The following is a 16,901-nucleotide window of genomic DNA, read 5'->3' as shown; positions in this document are numbered from 1 at the left end:
GGCTCGTGAATGGAGAATTCGTAGCTACCCGCGCTGACCACGTGGTGCGCTATCGCCAGGTGGCCATCGGCAATCCAGGGGTGAACATCACCCAGGCGGACGACGGCACCATCTACCTGCGCGCGCAGGAGTCACTCAAGCCTGCCCCGGCGCGCCTGCTCGACCGGCTGCTGCATTGGGCGCAGGTGAAACCGCAGGCCACGTTTGCAGCGCAGCGCGGTGATGACGGCAAATGGCAAACCCTCAGCTACGGCGAAATGCTCAGCAACGTGCGCGCCCTCGGCCAAGCGCTGTTGCGCTACGACCTGAGCGCGCAGCGGCCGCTGATGATTCTGTCGGGCAACGACCTGCAGCACCTGCAACTGGCCTTCGCTGCCATGTACATCGGCGTGCCGTATTGCCCGGTATCGCCGGCCTATTCGCTGCTCTCGCAAGACCTGGAAAAGCTGCGCCACATTGTCGGCCTGTTGCAGCCAGGCCTGGTGTTTGCCGCCGAGGCGCAGCCGTTTCAACGCGCCATCGAACGGGTGCTGGCCGATGACGTCGCGCTGGTGTTTACCCATGGCACCCTGCCTGATCGGCATAGCGAGCGCTTTGCCGATCTGCTCGCCACCGGTAACGTCGAGGCGGCCGATATCGCCTTTGATGCCACCGGCCCAAACACCATCGCCAAGTTCCTGTTTACCTCCGGCTCCACCAAGCTGCCCAAAGCCGTGCCCACCACCCAGCGCATGCTCTGCGCCAACCAACAAATGCTGCTGCAAACCTTCCCCGAATTCGCCGCGCAGCCGCCTGTGCTGGTCGACTGGCTGCCGTGGAACCACACTTTTGGCGGCAGTCATAACGTCGGCATCGTGCTCTACAACGGCGGCAGCCTGTACATCGACAACGGCAAGCCAACGCCCAACGGCATGGCCGAAACCCTGCGCAACCTCAAAGACATTTCCCCCACCGCCTACCTCACCGTGCCCAAAGGCTGGGAAGAACTGGTCACCGCCCTGGAGCAAGACGCCGAACTGCGCGCGCGTTTTTTCGCCAAGGTCACGCTGTTCTTTTTCGCCGCTGCGGGTTTGTCGCAAAGCATCTGGGATCGTCTCGACCGCATCGCCGAGCAGCACTGCGGCGAGCGCATCCGCATGATGGCCGGCCTGGGCATGACCGAAGCCTCGCCCTCGTGCACCTTCACCACCGGCCCGCTTTCCCTGGCCGGTTACGTCGGCCTGCCGGCGCCTGGCTGCGAGACCAAACTGGTGCCGGTAGACGGCAAGCTGGAAGCGCGTTTTCGCGGGCCGCACATCATGGCCGGTTACTGGGGCTCGCCGCAGCAGACGCTCGACGCCTTCGATGCAGAAGGCTTTTACCGCTCCGGCGATGCGCTGAAATTTGCTGACCCCGAGCGGCCCGAGTTGGGCCTGATGTTCGACGGCCGCATTGCCGAAGACTTCAAGTTGTCGTCCGGCGTGTTCGTCAGCGTCGGCCCGCTGCGCAACCGCGCCGTGCTCGACGGCACGCCCTATGTGCAAGACGTAGTCGTCGCCGCACCGGACCGCGAGTGCCTGGGCTTGCTGGTGTTTCCGCGCCTGGCCGACTGCCGCGTGTTATCCGGCCTGCCCAGCGTGGCCAGTGACGCGCAAGTGTTGGCCCACGAGCGCGTGCGCGGCTGGTTCGCCGACTGGCTCAAACGCCTTAACCAGAGCGCCACCGGCAATGCCACGCGTCTGGAATGGATCACCCTGTTGAGCGAACCACCCTCGATTGACCGGGGCGAAATTACCGACAAAGGCTCGCTCAACCAGCGCGCGGTGTTGCAGCACCGCAGCGCGTTGGTGGAAGCGCTGTACCGAGGCCAGGCGCCGCAGATCATCCGCTACAGCGCCTAAGCAAACGCCGCGCACAACAATAAAAATTGAGGTTCACATGCTCACTTCTACCGCGCAGAGCGACGCGTCGCTGCGCACCATTGCCCTGTGTTTTATCGTCGCCATGCTTGAAGGCCTCGACCTGCAAGCCGTCGGCGTCGCGGCGCCGGCCATGGCCCAGCACTTCGCCCTGAACTCGGCCGCGTTGGGCTGGGTGTTCAGCGCCGGCTTGTTCGGCCTGTTGCCGGGCGCGGTGTTCGGTGGCTGGCTGGCCGACCGCTTCGGGCGCAAAAGCGTGTTGGTGGCGGCCGTGGTGTTGTTCGGTTTGTTTTCGCTGCTCACCGCCCACAGCGCCACTTACGAGCAACTACTCGCGGCGCGTTTGGTCACCGGGCTGGGCATGGGCGCCGCGCTGCCGATTCTGATCGCGCTGTCCTCGGAAGTCGCCAGCCCGGGCTTGCGCAACCTGGCCGTGAGTCTCACGTACTGCGGCGTGCCGCTGGGTGGTGCGGTGGCGGCGCTGTTGGGGATCTTTTCAGTGTCGGGCGACTGGCGGCTGGTCTTCTACGTCGGCGGCTTTGCGCCGCTTTTCATCGCCTTGCTGCTGATGCGCTGGCTGCCAACGCCCGCCGCGCGCCAAGGGCAGTCGTTGCCGGTGGGCGCCATCAGCCGCGAACTGCTCGGGCAACGCCGTGGCGCGTCGACCCTGCTGCTGTGGGGCGCCTGTTTCTGCACGCTGACCATTCTTTACATGCTGCTCAACTGGCTGCCGACCTTGCTCATCCAGCGCGGCCTCAGCCGCCTGGATACCGCCACCATTCAAGTGCTGTTCAACATCGGCGGCGTCGCCGGCTCGCTGCTGGCCGGACGCCTGATGGACAGCGGCAAGGCAATGCTCGCGGTGCTGCTGGCTTACCTCGGCATGCTCGCCGCCTTGCTGGCGCTGGGCAGCGTTGAACAGGCGCAAGGGCTCTACCTCGCTGGCCTGGCCGCGGGTGCCTGCGCGGTCGGCGGGCAACTGATTCTCTACGCCCTGGCGCCGCGTCTGTATCCCGCCAACGTGCGCGCCACGGGCGTCGGCGTGGCCGTTGCGGTGGGGCGTTTGGGTTCGATGAGTGGGCCATTGGCGGCCGGCCAGTTGCTGGCGGCCGGTGCTGGCGTCAGCGGTTTATTGCTGGCTGCTACGCCGTTGGTGGCGATAGCGGCGTGTGCTGCCGCCGTGCTGCTCAAGCGTGACCTGAACAACTGAATTCCCGAGCGACACACATCCTCAGCTCCACTGGACTCCACTGAGGATGATTTTTACCGCGCCGCAGCCTTAAGCCCGCTACGGCGCGGTTTTTTTTTCGCGTTTTTTATTGCGCCGAATAACGCGGACGCGGCGTGGCCACCGGAATCGGGCTGGTGCCATCGAGCGGCAGAAACTCGGCACGCTCGGCGTCGTAAGCGCGAATCTCGCAGGTGTCGATGCTGTAGACCCAACCGTGAATAAACAACTGACCGCTGGCCATGCGCGAAGCCACCGAAGGATGGGTGCGCAAGTGCTGCAACTGCGCGACCACGTTTTCCTCGGTCAGCACGCCCAGGGTTTCGTGCTCCGTGCCGCAATTGCAGTTATCCGCCACCATGATTTTTGCCACTTCGGAATGACGCAACCAGGCTTTGACCGTGGGCATTTTTTCCAGCGTGTCGGGGTTCATCACCGCGCGCATGGCGCCGCAATCGGAATGGCCGCAGACGATGATGTGGTGTACGCCCAGCGCCAGCACCGCGTACTCGATGGCGGTGGAAACGCCGCCGTTCATTTGCCCATACGGCGGCACCACGTTGCCCACGTTACGGGTGACGAACAGATCGCCCGGCGAGCTTTGCGTAATCAGCTCGGGAACGATGCGCGAGTCGGCGCAGGTAATAAACATGGCGCGCGGGCGTTGCGCGGTGGCGAGCTTTTGAAAGAGTTCTTCCTGCTCGGGAAACACTTCGGTGCGAAAGCGTTGAAAGCCGGAAACGATCTGCTGCAACGCCTCATCGGCACCCTCGCCTTCGGCCTGGTCGAGGCGATCGAGGTTCTGTTGGTCGCGCGTGTTCATAAAAAACTCCTGAGCGAGAAACGGGGCCTGGATGACTATAGGCGGCTATTGTTCCAGCTTCGCCCTTCACGGGCTATCTTCGGTCCGCTGATCGACCTAACCGCACCACCGAGCTAGCGGTGTGACTAGTTTTTGGCATTGGCGTTCTGTTGTGAGTACAGTCCTTTCGGCCTATTTCACTGCGAGCGCCCCATGCCGTCGATTTACGACCTCAAACCCCGCTTTCAGAACGTGCTGCGCCCCTCCGTTACCCGTCTGCATGCGCGTGGCGTCACCGCCAACCAGGTGACGCTGTTTGCCTGCGCCATTTCGATTGTGGTCGGCGCACTGGTGGCGGTATTCGCCGAACACCGCGCGGTGTTTGCGCTCCTGCCGCTGTGGATGCTCCTGCGCATGGGCCTGAACGCCGTAGACGGCATGTTGGCGCGCGAGTTTGGCCAGCAATCACGCCTGGGCGCTTACCTCAACGAGATCACCGACCTGGTTGCCGATGCCGCGTTGTACCTACCGTTTGCCTGCCTGGCCGGCGTCTCCGGCGCGGCTGTCGGCGCCGTGGTGCTGTTGGCCTGGCTAAGTGAATACGCCGGCGTGCTGGGACTGATGGTCGGTGCTTCGCGCCGTTACGACGGGCCAATGGGCAAAAGTGACCGCGCCTTCGTCTTTGGCCTGCTGGGCTTTCTATTGGCCCTGGGCATCGCGGTCGAACCATGGCTGACGGCGATCATGGCCGTGCTGGCGGTCTTGCTGGTTTACACCACCCTCAACCGCGTCAAGCGCGGCCTGGCAGAGCAACCTGCCCACTAATCTCGATTCATTACAGGAATTCTACGGATGGAAACTCAACGCCAGCAGCACCACGCAACGTTTCCCACCCATGACGGCGTAGACCTCTTCTACCGCCACTGGCCTGCCCACGACGCCGCCGCTGACACCCCGCGCAAAGCCATCGTTTTCCTGCACCGTGGCCATGAACATTCCGCGCGTATGGCGCACCTGGTGGACGAACTCAATCTGCCGGATTTCAGCTTTTTTGCGTGGGACGCCCGTGGCCATGGCCACTCGCCAGGCGAGCGCGGCGACAGCCCGAGCTTTGCCGCCAGCGTGCGCGACGTGGAAGACTTCGTCGCCTTCATCCAGCGCGAGCATGGCATCGCCATTGAAGACATTGCGGTGGTCGCGCAAAGCGTCGGCGCCGTGCTTGCCGCTACCTGGGCCCATGACTACGCGCCGCGCATCCGCTGCATGGTGCTGGCCTCGCCGGCCTTCGACATCAACCTGTACGTCCCCCTGGCGCGCCCCGGCCTGACCTTGCTGCGCAAGCTCAAAGGCAACTTCTTCGTCAAAAGCTATGTGCGCCCCGGCATGCTCACCCATGACAAGGCGCGCGCCGAGAGCTATGCCAACGACCCGTTGATTGCCAAGGCGATTTCGGTCAATCAGCTGCTCGGACTGTATGAAGCCGCTGACCGTGTGGTGGCCGACGCCGAGGCCATTCAGGTGCCGACTCAACTGCTGATTTCCGGCGCCGATTTCGTGGTCAAGCGCAAACCGCAAGAGCTGTTTTTCCAGCGCCTGGGCACGCTGCAAAAAGAGCGTCATCTGCTCCCGGGTTTTTACCACGACACCCTCGGTGAGGCTGATCGCCACCTGGCTGTGAACAAGGCGCGTGGCTTTATCGAACTGCTGTTCAGCCAGCCGCTGAGCCGGCCGGAACTGCTCACGGCCGACCGCATCGGCTTCACCAAGGCCGAAGCCGAAGGCCTGGCCACACCGCTGCCGCCGCTGTCGCCAACCGGCCTGTATTGGCGCGCCACCCGCGCCTCGATGGGCCTGGGCGCCAAGTTGTCGGCTGGGGTAAAGCTGGGTTTCGACACCGGCTTCGACTCGGGCAGCACCCTGGATTACGTGTACCGCAACACCCCGACTGGCACCGGTTCGCTTGGCCGGATGATCGATACCAACTACCTCAACTCCATCGGTTGGCGCGGCATTCGTCAGCGCAAGCTGCATATCGAGGAGCTGCTGCGCGACACCCTGCAAACGTTGCAGGCGCAGGGCAAGCCGACGCGCATCGTCGACATTGCTGCGGGCCACGGCCGCTATGTTCTCGAAGCACTGCAAGGTCTTGCTCAGCGCCCGGACTCGATTCTGCTGCGCGATTACAGCGACCTTAACGTCAGCCAGGGCCAAGCGCTTATTAGCGAAAAGGGTTTGAGCGATGTCGCTACGTTTGTAAAAGGCGATGCCTTTGATCCGGCCAGCTTGGCGAGCCTGGATCCCAAGCCGACCCTGGCGATTGTTTCCGGCCTATATGAACTGTTCGGTGATAACAGCATGGTCAGCGCTTCGCTGGGTGGCCTGGCGCAAGCCGTGGAGCCAGGCGGTTATCTGATCTACACCGGTCAGCCATGGCACCCACAGTTGCAACTGATTGCCCGCGCGCTGACCAGCCACCGCGGCGGTCAGGCCTGGGTGATGCGCCGTCGTACGCAGGCGGAAATGGACCAATTGGTCGAAGCCGCCGGATTCCGCAAGGTGACTCAGCGCATCGATCAATGGGGCATTTTCAGCGTCAGCCTGGCGCAGCGGATCGAGGCATGAGCGAGGCCCTCACCCTGGCGCCGGTTTATCCGCAACTGAGCGTGCGCCAGCGTTTTCCCCGGGCGCTGGTGTGGCTGCTGATTTTGGCGCCACTGTTTTTTGCCACCTACAGTTTGGCCAACTGGTTTACCAGCCAGCGCGCGGACGTCGGCACCCTGGTGTTTGCCTGGGAACAGCACACGCCATTTTGGGCCTGGACCATCGTGCCCTACTGGTCCATCGACTTGCTCTACGGCTTGTCGCTGCTGCTGTGCAGTAGCCGCCATGAGCTGGATATTCATGCCCGGCGCTTGCTCAGCGCGCAGGTTCTGGCGATTGCCGGGTTCTTGTTATTTCCGCTCACGTACACCTTTTCCCGCCCGGAAATGACCGGCTTTTTCGCCTGGATGTTTGAGGTGTTGATGGGTTTTGACAAACCCTTCAACCAGGCGCCGTCGCTGCATATCGTGCTGCTAATTGTGCTGTGGGTGCGCTACGCCGCTCACACGCCGGAGGGCTTGTCGCGGTGGTTGCTGCACCTCTGGTTTGGGCTGATCGGCCTGTCGGTACTGACCACCTACCAGCACCACTTCATCGACTTGCCCACCGGCGTTCTGGTGGGCTGGCTGTGCATTTGGCTGTGGCCGCTGGACCGCCCCAGCCCGCTGGCGAACTTGCGCTGGCAGCCGCAGGCCAAAGGGCGCCGTCTGGCGTTTTACTACGCGCTTGGCGGCGTGGCGCTCGGTGCGCTGGGGGTCAGTGTCGGAGGTCTGGGTTGGTGGCTGACCTGGCCGGCCACGGCGTTGTGCCTGGTGGCCCTGAATTACCTGATGGTGGGCGCGACCGGTTTCCAGAAGCACAGCGACGGCACGCTCAGTTGGGCCTCGAACTTTCTGTTCGGGCCCTACCTGATAGGCGCCTGGGTGAACTCGCGGTTGTGGACCGCGCGCCAGCCGGCGCCGGTTTTGATCATGGATGACGTGTGGCTGGGGCGAATTCCCAACAAAGGCGAGCTGGACGACACGCCAATCCGCGCCATTGTCGACCTGTGCGCCGAATTGCCGTGCGCCAGCGGCGGCCGCGCTTACCGAGGCCTGCCCACGCTCGACCTGTTGCCGCCGAGCCCCGAGCTGCTGCGCGCGGCTGCCATGGCCATCGAGCAGGCGCGTCTGCAAGGCCCGGTGCTGGTGTGCTGCGCCCTTGGTTATTCGCGCAGCGCCGCAGCGGTAGCCGCATGGCTGTTGCATAGCGGCCGTGCTGCCAACCCGCAAGTCGCCGAAGCGATACTGCGTCAGGTCCGCCCCGGCGTAGTGCTGCGAGAAGGGCACCTGCGCAATTTGGCTGCGATGGAAGCCGGCACATGAGCGACCTGCGTTTGCTCAGCTGCGCGCGCTTGCTGGAGCAGGGGCAGCGTCTGGATCAGTTGTCCACCGGCCTTAGCGTCGTGGCATTGGCCAGCGCCTTGCTGGTGACCATTCACTACCAACTGCTGCTGGTCGCCGGGTTGCTGGTGCTCACGTTGCTGGCAGGCGCTTTGGAAAAATACTGGGCCATGCGCGTGGCCTTCGACGCAGCGCTATTTGCCCGTCTGGCCGATGCCGCTGACCTGAGCGCGGCCACCGTGGAACTGGACAACGGCTTGCTCGGCCTGGGCCTGATGCCGGCCGCCAACGTGGGACGTGACTGGACCCTGCGCTGCAACGGAGCCATGGGCCTGCTGCGCAAGCAGGGTCTGGCACTCGCTGTACAACTGCTGTTAGCGCTGGCTGCTGTGGCGGCTGGCGCGTTTGCCTAGAGGACGGCACATGTCACGTGTATCGCAATACAGCTGGCGCGGCGCCTTTGTCGCCCGCCTGATCATCGGTTTTGCTGCGGCAATCACCGGCGCCCGCGCGCTGTGGGTGGGCTGCACGCCTGAGCCCAAAGCACGGGTGTACTTCGCCAACCACAACAGCCACGGCGACTTCGTGCTGCTGTGGTCGTCGCTGCCCAGCCACATGCGCGGCAGCACCCGGCCAGTGGCCGGCGCCGATTACTGGGCCAAGGGCGGTGTGCGCAGTTTTCTGATCAACAAGGTGTTTCGCGGCGTGTTGATCGCGCGCTCGCCCACCGCAACCGACCCCAACCCCATCGACCAGATGGCCGCGGTGCTCGAAGGCGGCGAGTCGCTGATTCTGTTCCCCGAGGGCACGCGCAACCTTGAAGACGGTTTGCTGCCGTTCAAGAGCGGCCTGTTCCACCTCGCCAGCCGTTGCCCGGACGTCGAGCTGGTGCCGGTCTGGATCGATAACCTCAAACGCGTGATGCCCAAAGGCCGCACGCTGCCGTTGCCGTTGCTGTGCACCCTGACCTTCGGCACGCCCCTGCAGTTGCTCGAAGGCGAAGCCAAGGCGGACTTTCTCACCCGCAGCCGTGAGGCATTGCTGGCCCTGACGCCCAAGGAGTCCTGACGTGGATCGGCAAACGCTCAATGTATTTATCGCTGTCGGTTTATTCCTCGCGCTGGCCTCGCTGGTGGGGCAAATCCTCAAGTGGAAAAAAGGCGCAACGCCAGTCATCGACAACCTCAACGCGCGGATCAACGCGTGGTGGGTGATGGTCGCGGTGCTGGGCGTTGCGTTCTTCTTCGGCAAGCCCGGGGTGTTGCTGCTGTTCTACTTGCTGTCGTTCTTCGCCCTGCGCGAATTCATCACCCTGACGCAAACCCGTGGCGGCGACTACCCGGCACTGGTGGCCGCGTTCTACTGCGTGCTGCCGTTCCAGTACTTTCTGGTGTACATCGAGTGGTACGGGATGTTCAGCATCTTCATCCCCGTGTTCGTGTTCCTGCTGATGCCGTTTCTGGCGTCCTTGGGCGGCGACACCACGCGCTTTCTGGAGCGCACGGCCAAGGTGCAGTGGGGGCTGATGATTTGCGTGTTCAGCATTTCCCATGTGCCAGCGTTACTGACCCTGAACATCGCCGGCTACGAAGGCCGCAACTTGCTGCTGATCGCCTTCCTGGTTCTGGTGGTGCAGTCCTCGGACGTACTGCAATACATCTGGGGCAAGCTGATGGGCAAAACCAAAGTGGCGCCAAACCTGTCGCCCTCGAAAACCCTGGAAGGCCTGATCGGCGGCGTGGTATCGGCCACTCTCCTGGGTGGTGCGCTGTTCTGGATGACGCCGTTCAGCTTCCTGGGTGCGCTGGCCTTGGCGTTTGTGATTTGCCTGATGGGCTTTATCGGTGGGCTGGTGATGTCGGCGATCAAGCGTGACCGTGGGGTGAAAGACTGGGGCCATATGATCGAAGGCCACGGCGGCATGCTCGACCGCCTCGACTCCGTGTGTTTCGCCGCCCCGGTGTTCTTCCACCTGGTGCGCTACAACTTCACCTGAGCCTGGGCGATCGTCTGCCGTGGGCGTTGAGGCCGGTTAAACCACCACCTCATGCGCCCTGGGCAGATCCGGCCCGGTGCGCGAGCAGGTGACGGCAGCGGCTGCCACCGCGTAGCTCAGCAATTCAGCGAGCCGCTCCCGGCTCAACCGCGCCATTCCTTCCGGGCTGTCCAGCTCAGCCCGCGTCAGCCATGCCAACAACGCCGCTTGAAAGGTATCGCCAGCGCCGACGGTGTCGCGCACGTCGATCTGGCGTGACGGCACCGACACCACGCCATGCTCACGGCTAAACGCGGTGGCGCCTTGGCTGCCACGGGTCATCACCACCAGTTGGCAACGGCCACCGAGCCAGCGCTGAATAATCTGTTCCGGCTCAATGCCGGGGTAGAGCAAGCCCAAGTCTTCGTCGCTGACTTTGATCAGGTCGGCCAACTGCGCCAGTTCTTCCACGCGCTCGCGCCACAGCTGGGCATCGGGCTGGGGGTTGAGGCGTACGTTGGGGTCGAGGCTGATCAGGCGCTTGCCGCTTTCGCGACGGACCAGTTCCAGCAGGGTGTCGCCGATGGGTTGCACCACGAGCGAGAACGAGCCCACGTGCACACCGCGCACCTCGCCGCTCAGGGCCGGCAGATGTTCCGGGAGCACGGCGCGGTCGGCGCAGCCTTCGCCGCGAAAGGAGTAGTGCGGGTGGCCGTTGCCGTCGAGGGCGACCATGGCCATGGTCGTGGGGCAGTCGCTGGCGATCAGGAAGTCTTCGCGTACGCCTTCTTCTTCCAGCACCCGGCGCAGGCGGGCACCGAGAAAGTCGGTGGACAGACCGCCAAACAGCGCCGACTCCACGCCCAAGCGGCGCAGGCCCACGGCCACGTTAAAGGGCGAGCCACCGGCGATGGCTTTGTAGTCCAGCTCGCTGCTGCGCGCGCCGGCCGCCTGGGTGAAAAAGTCGAACAACGCTTCGCCGCAAACCAGGTACATGTCGAACTCCTGAAACAAAGGGGATTGGCTGTTTTTACGCCTGTTGCACCTGCATCACCTGCTGGCGGTAACGCTGGTAGACCGGCTCGTACGCGGCGCTGGCTGCGGGGTTCGGCTCGGTGCGCGTGCGCAGGTCGAGGCTCACGCAGCGGTCGCACAACGCGTGCAAGCTGCCTTCGCCGCCGCTCCACGCCGCCTGAATCGCCGCGCCCAGGGCCGCCGCTTCGGTGTGCTGCGGGCAGACCAGTGGGGTGGCCATGATATCGGCGACTACTTGCCGCCACACCGAGCTTTTTGCGGCGCCGCCGATCAAGCGAATTTCTCGGCTTTCGATGCCGCTGGCGCGCAGCAAATCCAAGCCGTAGCGCAGGCCAAAGCACACGCCTTCCAATACGGCGCGGCAGAGGTTGGCGCGGGTGAGGTTATCGCTGGTCAGCCCCAGCAAACTGGCGCTGGCGTTGGGCAGTGCCGGTACCCGTTCGCCGTTGAGGAAGGGCAGCATCAGCACGCCGCCGGCGCCAATCGGCGCTTGCATGGCCAGGGCGCCGAAGCTGGCGAGGTCCAGTTCCAGCAGCTCCTGGATGGCGCCGGTGGCGTTGGTCAGGTTCATGGTGCAGATCAAGGGCAGCCAGCCGCCGGACGATGAACAGAACGTGGCGACCGAGGCGTGCGGGCTCACCTGGGGTTGGTCGGCGAAGGCGTACAGCGTGCCCGACGTGCCCAGGCTCATGGTGATGGCGCCGGGGCTGATATTGCCGGTGCCGATGGCGCCCATCATGTTATCGCCGCCGCCGCTGGCCACCTGCGCGCGTGGGTTCAGGCCCAGCCGCGCGGCAATGTCGGGCAGTACGGTGCCGACCGATTCGTTGGCGCCGATTAGGGTGGGCAGCGCGTTGTTAAGGCGCCCGCTGGGGTCGATCAGGCGCAGCAGGTCGTGGTCCCAGTCGCGGGTGCGCACGTTGAAATAGCCGGTGCCGGAGGCGTCGCCGTATTCGCTGCAGTCGCGGCCGGTGAGCCAGAAATTCAGGTAGTCGTGGGGCAGCAAAATGTGGGCGATGCGCTTGTAGAGGGCCGGGTGGTGTTTTTGCGTCCAGAGCAGTTTCGACACCGTGTAGCCCGGCGCAATGGCCACGCCAAGGCGTTCCAGCGAGCCCTGCTCGCCGCCGAGAAAATCCAGTAACTGCTGATTTTCTGCCGCCGATTCGGTGTCGCACCACAGCTTGGCCGGGCGCAGCACCTGGCCTTGGGCGTCGAGCAGCACCAAGCCGTGTTGTTGGCCAGAAACACCGATGCCGACAATCGCCTCACCGCTGATACCTGCATCGGCAAGTGCCGCGCGAGTGGCCTGTTCGAAGGCGCTGAGCCAGTCCGCCGGTTGCTGTTCGCGATGGCCGTTGGGCCCGCTGATCAGCCGGTGCGGCGCGCCGCCCGCGCCCAACACCTGCCCGCTGCTGGCGTCGAGCACCAGCGCCTTGGTGCCTTGGGTGCCGCAATCAATGCCGAGGTACAAGGCCATGGCCGGACCTCAGCGCTGATGGTTCAGCGGATCGGCACGCCCGTCGCCGTCGAGCAACGTCTGCAACGTGCCGGTTACGCCGAGGGTGCGCAGGTTATGCAGCTGGCGCTCGAAGGCAGCAACAAACGCAGCCGAGGCTGGAATGGCCGGGCCGAAGACGCGGTCGGCGCCAAACAAGCGCGTGGTGAGCGAGGCTTTGTCGGCGACTAGACCTTGCGCCCATTCGCCGTGCGGATCGGGAATGCGGTACGCGGTGCCGTTCTCGTCCACACCATCGAGGTACACCGCCCAGGCCGCGACCACCAAGGCAGCGCGGTCGAGTTCGGCGCCGTCGGCTATCAAGCGGTTCAGGGTCGGCACAATGAATTTAGGGAATTTCGAGGTGCCGTCGGAGCACACGCGCTCCAGTTGGTCGGCGATGGCCTGGTTGGAAAAGCGCTCGATCAGCGTGTCTTTGTAATCGCTCAGGTCGATGCCGGGCACGGGTGCCAGCTGCGGGGTCACGTCCAGGTCCATAAAGCGCCGCACGTAACGGCGGAACAGCTCGTCGTTCATGGCTTCGTGCACGAAACGGTAGCCCTTGATAAAGCCCAGGTACGTGAGCGCCAGGTGGCTCCCGTTGAGCAGCTTTATTTTCATCTCTTCATACGGCGACACGTCGTCGGTGAACTGCACGCCGACCGCTTCCCATGCCGGGCGGCCGTTAACGAATTTGTCTTCCAGCACCCATTGTAAAAACGGTTCGCAGACCACCGGCCAGGCGTCGTCGATGCCGTGTTCGCGCGCCAATTGTTGGCGATGGGCGTCGCTGGTCATGGGCGTGATGCGGTCGACCATGGCGTTGGGAAAGCTGACGTTGGCGTCGATCCATGCGGCCAGTTCGGCGTCGGCCAGCCGCGCGTAACTGAGCAGCGCTTTTCGGGTGACGGCGCCGTTGTGCGGCAGGTTATCGCACGACATCAACGTAAACGCCGGCGTGCCTTCGGCGCGGCGTTTGGCCAGGGCGGCGCAGAGAAAGCCGAACACGGTGGTCGGTGCCTGCGGGTTCGCCAAGTCATGCTGAATGGCCGGCAACTCGGCGAGAAATTCGCCGCTGGCGTCGTCGATGCAGTAACCGCCTTCGGTGATGGTCAGCGAGACGATGCGAATGGTCGGCTCGGCCAATTTGTCGATCACCGCCTGCGCGCCGTCGGCGGCCAGCAGCATGTCGCCGATCACGCCGACCACGCGGACTTCCAGGCTGGGCACGTCGCCCAGTTCCACCTGCGTGTAGAGGTAATCCTGGCCGGCGAGCGCGTCGCGCATGGCTTTGTCTTCGGCGCGCAGGCCGATGCCGCAGATGCCCCATTCCATGTCCTGGCCGCTGTTGTGCAGCGCTTCGGTGTAGATGGCTTGGTGGGCGCGGTGAAAACCGCCGACGCCGATATGGGCGATGCCTTGCTGGCGCGCGCCCAGGTCATAGGTGGGCACGGCGATGTAGGGCACCAGGCGGGACAACGTGGAGCGACTGAGTTTCATAAAAGTCCTTACGCCGCCTGCTCGGTAGCGCTGCGTTTGTCGATGGCCGTGCCATTGGCGTCGAAGAGGTGGCAGTGGGCAGTGTCGAAGGCCAGCTCCAGCGGTTGGCCATAGGCCGGGCCGAAGTCGCCGCGCACGCGGATGGTCAGCGCCTCGCCGGAGGCGGTGCGCACGTGGCAATAGGTGTCGCTGCCCAGGCGTTCGCTGACATCGGCGACCACCTGCAACTGGCCTTGCCCGGCCGGCACGATATTGAAATGTTCAGGCCGCACGCCCAGGGTCACGCTGGCGCCCGCCGACAAAGCGCAGGCCTCGCGCGGCAGGTGCAGGTTGGCGCCGGCATCAAGTTGCACTTCGCAGCTGCCGCCATCTACCTGGCCAACCGTGCCGCGCAAAAAGCCCATCTTTGGCGTGCCGAGGAAACCGGCAACAAACAGGTTGGCCGGGTGGTTGTACAGCTCCAGCGGCGAGCCCACTTGCTCCACGCGGCCGCCGTTAAGCACCACTACTTTGTCAGCCAGGGTCATGGCTTCGACCTGGTCGTGGGTCACGTAAATCATCGTGGCCTTCAGCTCTTTGTGCAGGCGCGCCAGTTCCAGGCGGGTTTGCACGCGCAGCGCGGCGTCGAGGTTGGACAGCGGTTCGTCGAAGAGGAAAATTTTCGGGTTGCGCACAATCGCCCGGCCGATGGCTACGCGCTGGCGCTGCCCGCCAGACAACTGCTTGGGCTTGCGTTCCAGCAGCCGCTCCAGTTCGAGAATGCGCGCGGCGTTGTCGACTTTGGCTTGCACGGTGGCCTTGTCGACGCGCGCCAAGTCCAGGGCGAACGACAGGTTTTTGCGCACCGTCATGTGCGGGTACAGCGCGTAGGTTTGGAACACCATGGCCAGATCGCGCTTAGCCGGGGCCAGGTCGGTGATGTCTTTGCCGTCCAGCGAGATGGTGCCGCTGCTGACTTCTTCCAGGCCGGCGATCAGGCGCAGCAAGGTGGATTTGCCGCAGCCCGAGGGGCCGACAAACACCACGAACTCGCGGTCGCGTACGTCCAGGTCGATGCCTTGGATGATGGCGTGGCCATCAAAGCCTTTTTGCAGATTGCGGATGCTGAGGTCAGCCATGTGAGCACTCCTTGGAAACCAGGCCGGTCATTTCACGGCACCAAAAGACAGGCCACGCACCAGCTGCTTCTGGCTGATCCAGCCAAAAATCAGAATGGGCGCGCAGGCGAGGGTCGAGACGGCGGATAACTTGGCCCAGAACAAACCTTCCGGGCTGGAATAGGACGCCACCAGCGCAGTGAGCGGGGCGGCGGCAGACGAGGTGAGGTTGAGCGACCAGAACGCTTCGTTCCAACACAAGATCAGCGACAGCAACATGGTCGAGGCCAGGCCGCCGCGGGCGATGGGCAGCAGCACGCGGCCGATTTCCTGGAAGGTGGTGGCGCCGTCCAGCCGCGCGGCTTCGAGGATATCGACCGGAATATCTTTGAAGTACGTGTAAACCATCCACACCACGATCGGCAGGTTGATCAGCGTGTAGATCACGATCAGCGCCAGGCGCGAATCGAGCAGGCCCATGCTTTTGCACAGCAGGTAAATGGGCATGAGCACGCCCACCGGCGGCAGCATTTTGGTCGACAGCATCCACAGCAGCGTGCGCTTGGTGTGGCGGCTTTCATGGAAGGCCATGGAGTACGCCGCCGGCACCGCAATCAGCATGCACAGCGCCGTGGCGGCGAAGGAAATCAGCACGGAGTTCCAGGCAAAACTGAAGTAGTCGCTGCGCTCGTTAATGTGCAGGTAGTTCTCCAGCGTCGGCACAAAGAACAGCTGCGGCGGCGTGGCGATGGCGTCCATTTCGGTTTTGAAGCTGGTGAGGATCATCCAGAAAATCGGGAAGAACACCAGCAGCGCCACCGCCCAGGACAGCGTGCCCACGACCACGCTTTGCAGGCGCCGGGATTGCTTCAAGGTCAGCATCGTCAGGCACCTTTTACGGTTGGTCAGTGAGGTTTTTGCCAATCATCCGCACCAGGATGATGGCGGCGATATTGGCGATCAGCACGGCGATCAAGCCGCCCGCCGAGGCCATGCCCACGTCGAATTGCAGCAGCGCCTGGTTGTAAATCAGGTACGCCAGGTTGGTCGATTCGTAGCCCGGCCCGCCGCTGGTCGTGGTGAAGATTTCGGCGAATACCGAGAGCAGAAAGATGGTCTCGATCATCACCACCACGGCAATCGGACGCGCCAGGTGCGGCAGGGTCAGGTGCCAGAAAATGGCGATGGGGCCGGCGCCGTCGAGGCGCGCGGCTTCTTTCTGGTCTTGGTCGAGAGACTGCATGGCCGTCATCAAAATCAGAATGGCGAACGGCAGCCACTGCCACGACACGATAAAGATGATCGACAGCAGCGGATGGTGCGCCAGCCAGTCCACCGGCTGGGCGCCGAAGAAGCGCCACACGGCTGCGAGAATGCCGGACACCGGATGGAATATCAGGTTCTTCCACAGCAACGCGCTGACGGTTGGCATGATGAAAAAAGGCGAGATCAACAGCACACGCACAATGCCGCGACCCCAGAATTCGCAGGCCTCCAGCAAGGCGCTAATCAGCACGCCGAAGATCACGCTTATGGCCAATACGCTGCCCACCAGGGTTAGGGTGTGCAGCGCGCCGGGCATAAAACCGGGGTCGGTGACGAAGAACTCGAAGTTCTCCAGGCCGACGAATTCGTTCTCGCCGGGCGACAACAGGTTGTAGCGGATCAGTGAGAAATACACGGTCATGCCCAGCGGCACGATCATCCACAACAGCAGCAGGGCGACGGAGGGGCTGACCAGAAACCAGCCCGGCTTCAACGCACGGCGCCGGGCGCGCGGTGCGGCGGCGGGTGCGTTGGCAACGGTGTCGAGAACCGAGGAACTCATGGCGACTCCATGACAGGGTTGGAACGCCGGCGCGGGGGAGCGTGCCGGCGGGGTGCCTCT

Annotated in this window: 15 protein-coding genes; 8 read left to right on the top strand and 7 right to left on the bottom strand. The window is 63.8% G+C overall.

Translation table 11 applies throughout. The annotated features are described in order from the left end of the window. The first annotated feature begins 5 nt into the window (after positions 1-5). Together ACZZZU_RS14085 and mhpT are read left to right on the top strand one after the other, a co-directional pair. Complete coding sequence (locus ACZZZU_RS14085) at positions 6-1,880, top strand: feruloyl-CoA synthase (protein ID WP_463550955.1); 1,875 nt, start codon at positions 6-8, stop codon at positions 1,878-1,880. A gap of 37 nt (positions 1,881-1,917) precedes the next feature. After that, positions 1,918-3,108 (top strand): 3-(3-hydroxy-phenyl)propionate transporter MhpT, encoded by a 1,191-nt coding sequence (gene mhpT / locus ACZZZU_RS14080; RefSeq protein ID WP_463550954.1) that lies wholly within the window; start codon positions 1,918-1,920, stop codon positions 3,106-3,108. 106 nt (positions 3,109-3,214) lie between these two features. On the opposite strand, the gene ACZZZU_RS14075 is transcribed toward mhpT, so the two are convergent. Then, positions 3,215-3,949: a carbonic anhydrase gene (locus ACZZZU_RS14075; RefSeq protein WP_122492190.1), complete on the bottom strand. Its 735-nt coding sequence runs from the start codon at positions 3,947-3,949 to the stop codon at positions 3,215-3,217. Positions 3,950-4,141: 192 nt separating this feature from the next. Between ACZZZU_RS14075 and ACZZZU_RS14070 the strand changes: the two genes are divergently transcribed. Genes ACZZZU_RS14070 through ACZZZU_RS14045 form a run of 6 tightly spaced genes read left to right on the top strand, consistent with a single transcriptional unit; the run spans position 4,142 to position 9,907 of the window. Next, positions 4,142-4,753: a CDP-alcohol phosphatidyltransferase family protein gene (locus ACZZZU_RS14070; protein ID WP_463550953.1), complete on the top strand. Its 612-nt coding sequence runs from the start codon at positions 4,142-4,144 to the stop codon at positions 4,751-4,753. A gap of 27 nt (positions 4,754-4,780) precedes the next feature. Next, the gene (locus tag ACZZZU_RS14065) at positions 4,781-6,550 is read left to right on the top strand and encodes a bifunctional alpha/beta hydrolase/class I SAM-dependent methyltransferase (RefSeq protein ID WP_463550952.1); all 1,770 of its coding nucleotides are present in this window, start codon (positions 4,781-4,783) and stop codon (positions 6,548-6,550) included. Beyond that, entirely contained in the window at positions 6,547-7,893 is a 1,347-nt protein-coding gene (locus tag ACZZZU_RS14060; protein WP_463550951.1) for a phosphatase PAP2/dual specificity phosphatase family protein, read from the top strand. Before ACZZZU_RS14065 ends, ACZZZU_RS14060 begins: the two co-directional genes overlap by 4 nt. Further along, entirely contained in the window at positions 7,890-8,324 is a 435-nt protein-coding gene (locus ACZZZU_RS14055; protein ID WP_463550950.1) for a hypothetical protein, read from the top strand. The genes ACZZZU_RS14060 and ACZZZU_RS14055 overlap by 4 nt, the downstream gene beginning before the upstream one ends. A 10-nt stretch (positions 8,325-8,334) precedes the next feature. Further along, positions 8,335-8,979 carry a lysophospholipid acyltransferase family protein gene (locus ACZZZU_RS14050; protein ID WP_122450040.1) on the top strand — a complete coding sequence of 215 codons (645 nt, stop codon included), beginning with the start codon at positions 8,335-8,337 and terminating at the stop codon, positions 8,977-8,979. 1 nt (position 8,980) lies between these two features. Beyond that, positions 8,981-9,907: a phosphatidate cytidylyltransferase gene (locus tag ACZZZU_RS14045; protein ID WP_122492185.1), complete on the top strand. Its 927-nt coding sequence runs from the start codon at positions 8,981-8,983 to the stop codon at positions 9,905-9,907. Positions 9,908-9,943: 36 nt separating this feature from the next. Here ACZZZU_RS14045 and ACZZZU_RS14040 read toward each other — a convergent pair whose 3' ends face one another. Genes ACZZZU_RS14040 through ACZZZU_RS14015 form a run of 6 tightly spaced genes read right to left on the bottom strand, consistent with a single transcriptional unit; the run spans position 9,944 to position 16,841 of the window. Then, positions 9,944-10,882 (bottom strand): carbohydrate kinase family protein, encoded by a 939-nt coding sequence (locus ACZZZU_RS14040; protein WP_463550949.1) that lies wholly within the window; start codon positions 10,880-10,882, stop codon positions 9,944-9,946. A gap of 34 nt (positions 10,883-10,916) precedes the next feature. Then, positions 10,917-12,398: a xylulokinase gene (gene xylB / locus ACZZZU_RS14035; protein ID WP_463550948.1), complete on the bottom strand. Its 1,482-nt coding sequence runs from the start codon at positions 12,396-12,398 to the stop codon at positions 10,917-10,919. A gap of 9 nt (positions 12,399-12,407) precedes the next feature. Beyond that, the gene (locus ACZZZU_RS14030; RefSeq protein WP_463550947.1) at positions 12,408-13,916 is read right to left on the bottom strand and encodes a mannitol dehydrogenase family protein; all 1,509 of its coding nucleotides are present in this window, start codon (positions 13,914-13,916) and stop codon (positions 12,408-12,410) included. 8 nt (positions 13,917-13,924) lie between these two features. Further along, on the bottom strand, positions 13,925-15,034 hold the full coding sequence (locus ACZZZU_RS14025) for an ABC transporter ATP-binding protein (RefSeq protein WP_463550946.1): 1,110 nt from the start codon (positions 15,032-15,034) through the stop codon (positions 13,925-13,927). 27 nt (positions 15,035-15,061) lie between these two features. After that, positions 15,062-15,895 carry a carbohydrate ABC transporter permease gene (locus ACZZZU_RS14020; RefSeq protein ID WP_122492180.1) on the bottom strand — a complete coding sequence of 278 codons (834 nt, stop codon included), beginning with the start codon at positions 15,893-15,895 and terminating at the stop codon, positions 15,062-15,064. Between the two features lie 13 nt (positions 15,896-15,908). Then, on the bottom strand, positions 15,909-16,841 hold the full coding sequence (locus tag ACZZZU_RS14015) for a carbohydrate ABC transporter permease (RefSeq protein WP_122492179.1): 933 nt from the start codon (positions 16,839-16,841) through the stop codon (positions 15,909-15,911). Positions 16,842-16,901 lie beyond the last annotated feature (60 nt).

Source organism: Pseudomonas sp. AC136 (assembly GCF_979258585.1).
Note: the sequence above shows the minus strand (reverse complement) of the source record. Positions and strands in the feature narration are given on the sequence as shown.

Bases quoted from the DNA above. Each gene is read 5' to 3' on its own strand.
- ACZZZU_RS14015 (WP_122492179.1), bottom strand. From the start codon at position 16,841: ATGAGTTCCTCGGTTCTCGACACCGTTGCCAACGCACCCGCCGCCGCA.
- ACZZZU_RS14050 (WP_122450040.1), top strand. From the start codon at position 8,335: ATGTCACGTGTATCGCAATACAGCTGGCGCGGCGCCTTTGTCGCCCGC.
- ACZZZU_RS14030 (WP_463550947.1), bottom strand. From the start codon at position 13,916: ATGAAACTCAGTCGCTCCACGTTGTCCCGCCTGGTGCCCTACATCGCC.
- ACZZZU_RS14060 (WP_463550951.1), top strand. From the start codon at position 6,547: ATGAGCGAGGCCCTCACCCTGGCGCCGGTTTATCCGCAACTGAGCGTG.
- ACZZZU_RS14055 (WP_463550950.1), top strand. From the start codon at position 7,890: ATGAGCGACCTGCGTTTGCTCAGCTGCGCGCGCTTGCTGGAGCAGGGG.
- ACZZZU_RS14075 (WP_122492190.1), bottom strand. From the start codon at position 3,949: ATGAACACGCGCGACCAACAGAACCTCGATCGCCTCGACCAGGCCGAA.
- ACZZZU_RS14040 (WP_463550949.1), bottom strand. From the start codon at position 10,882: ATGTACCTGGTTTGCGGCGAAGCGTTGTTCGACTTTTTCACCCAGGCG.
- ACZZZU_RS14025 (WP_463550946.1), bottom strand. From the start codon at position 15,034: ATGGCTGACCTCAGCATCCGCAATCTGCAAAAAGGCTTTGATGGCCAC.
- xylB (WP_463550948.1), bottom strand. From the start codon at position 12,398: ATGGCCTTGTACCTCGGCATTGATTGCGGCACCCAAGGCACCAAGGCG.
- ACZZZU_RS14070 (WP_463550953.1), top strand. From the start codon at position 4,142: ATGCCGTCGATTTACGACCTCAAACCCCGCTTTCAGAACGTGCTGCGC.
- ACZZZU_RS14020 (WP_122492180.1), bottom strand. From the start codon at position 15,895: ATGCTGACCTTGAAGCAATCCCGGCGCCTGCAAAGCGTGGTCGTGGGC.
- mhpT (WP_463550954.1), top strand. From the start codon at position 1,918: ATGCTCACTTCTACCGCGCAGAGCGACGCGTCGCTGCGCACCATTGCC.
- ACZZZU_RS14065 (WP_463550952.1), top strand. From the start codon at position 4,781: ATGGAAACTCAACGCCAGCAGCACCACGCAACGTTTCCCACCCATGAC.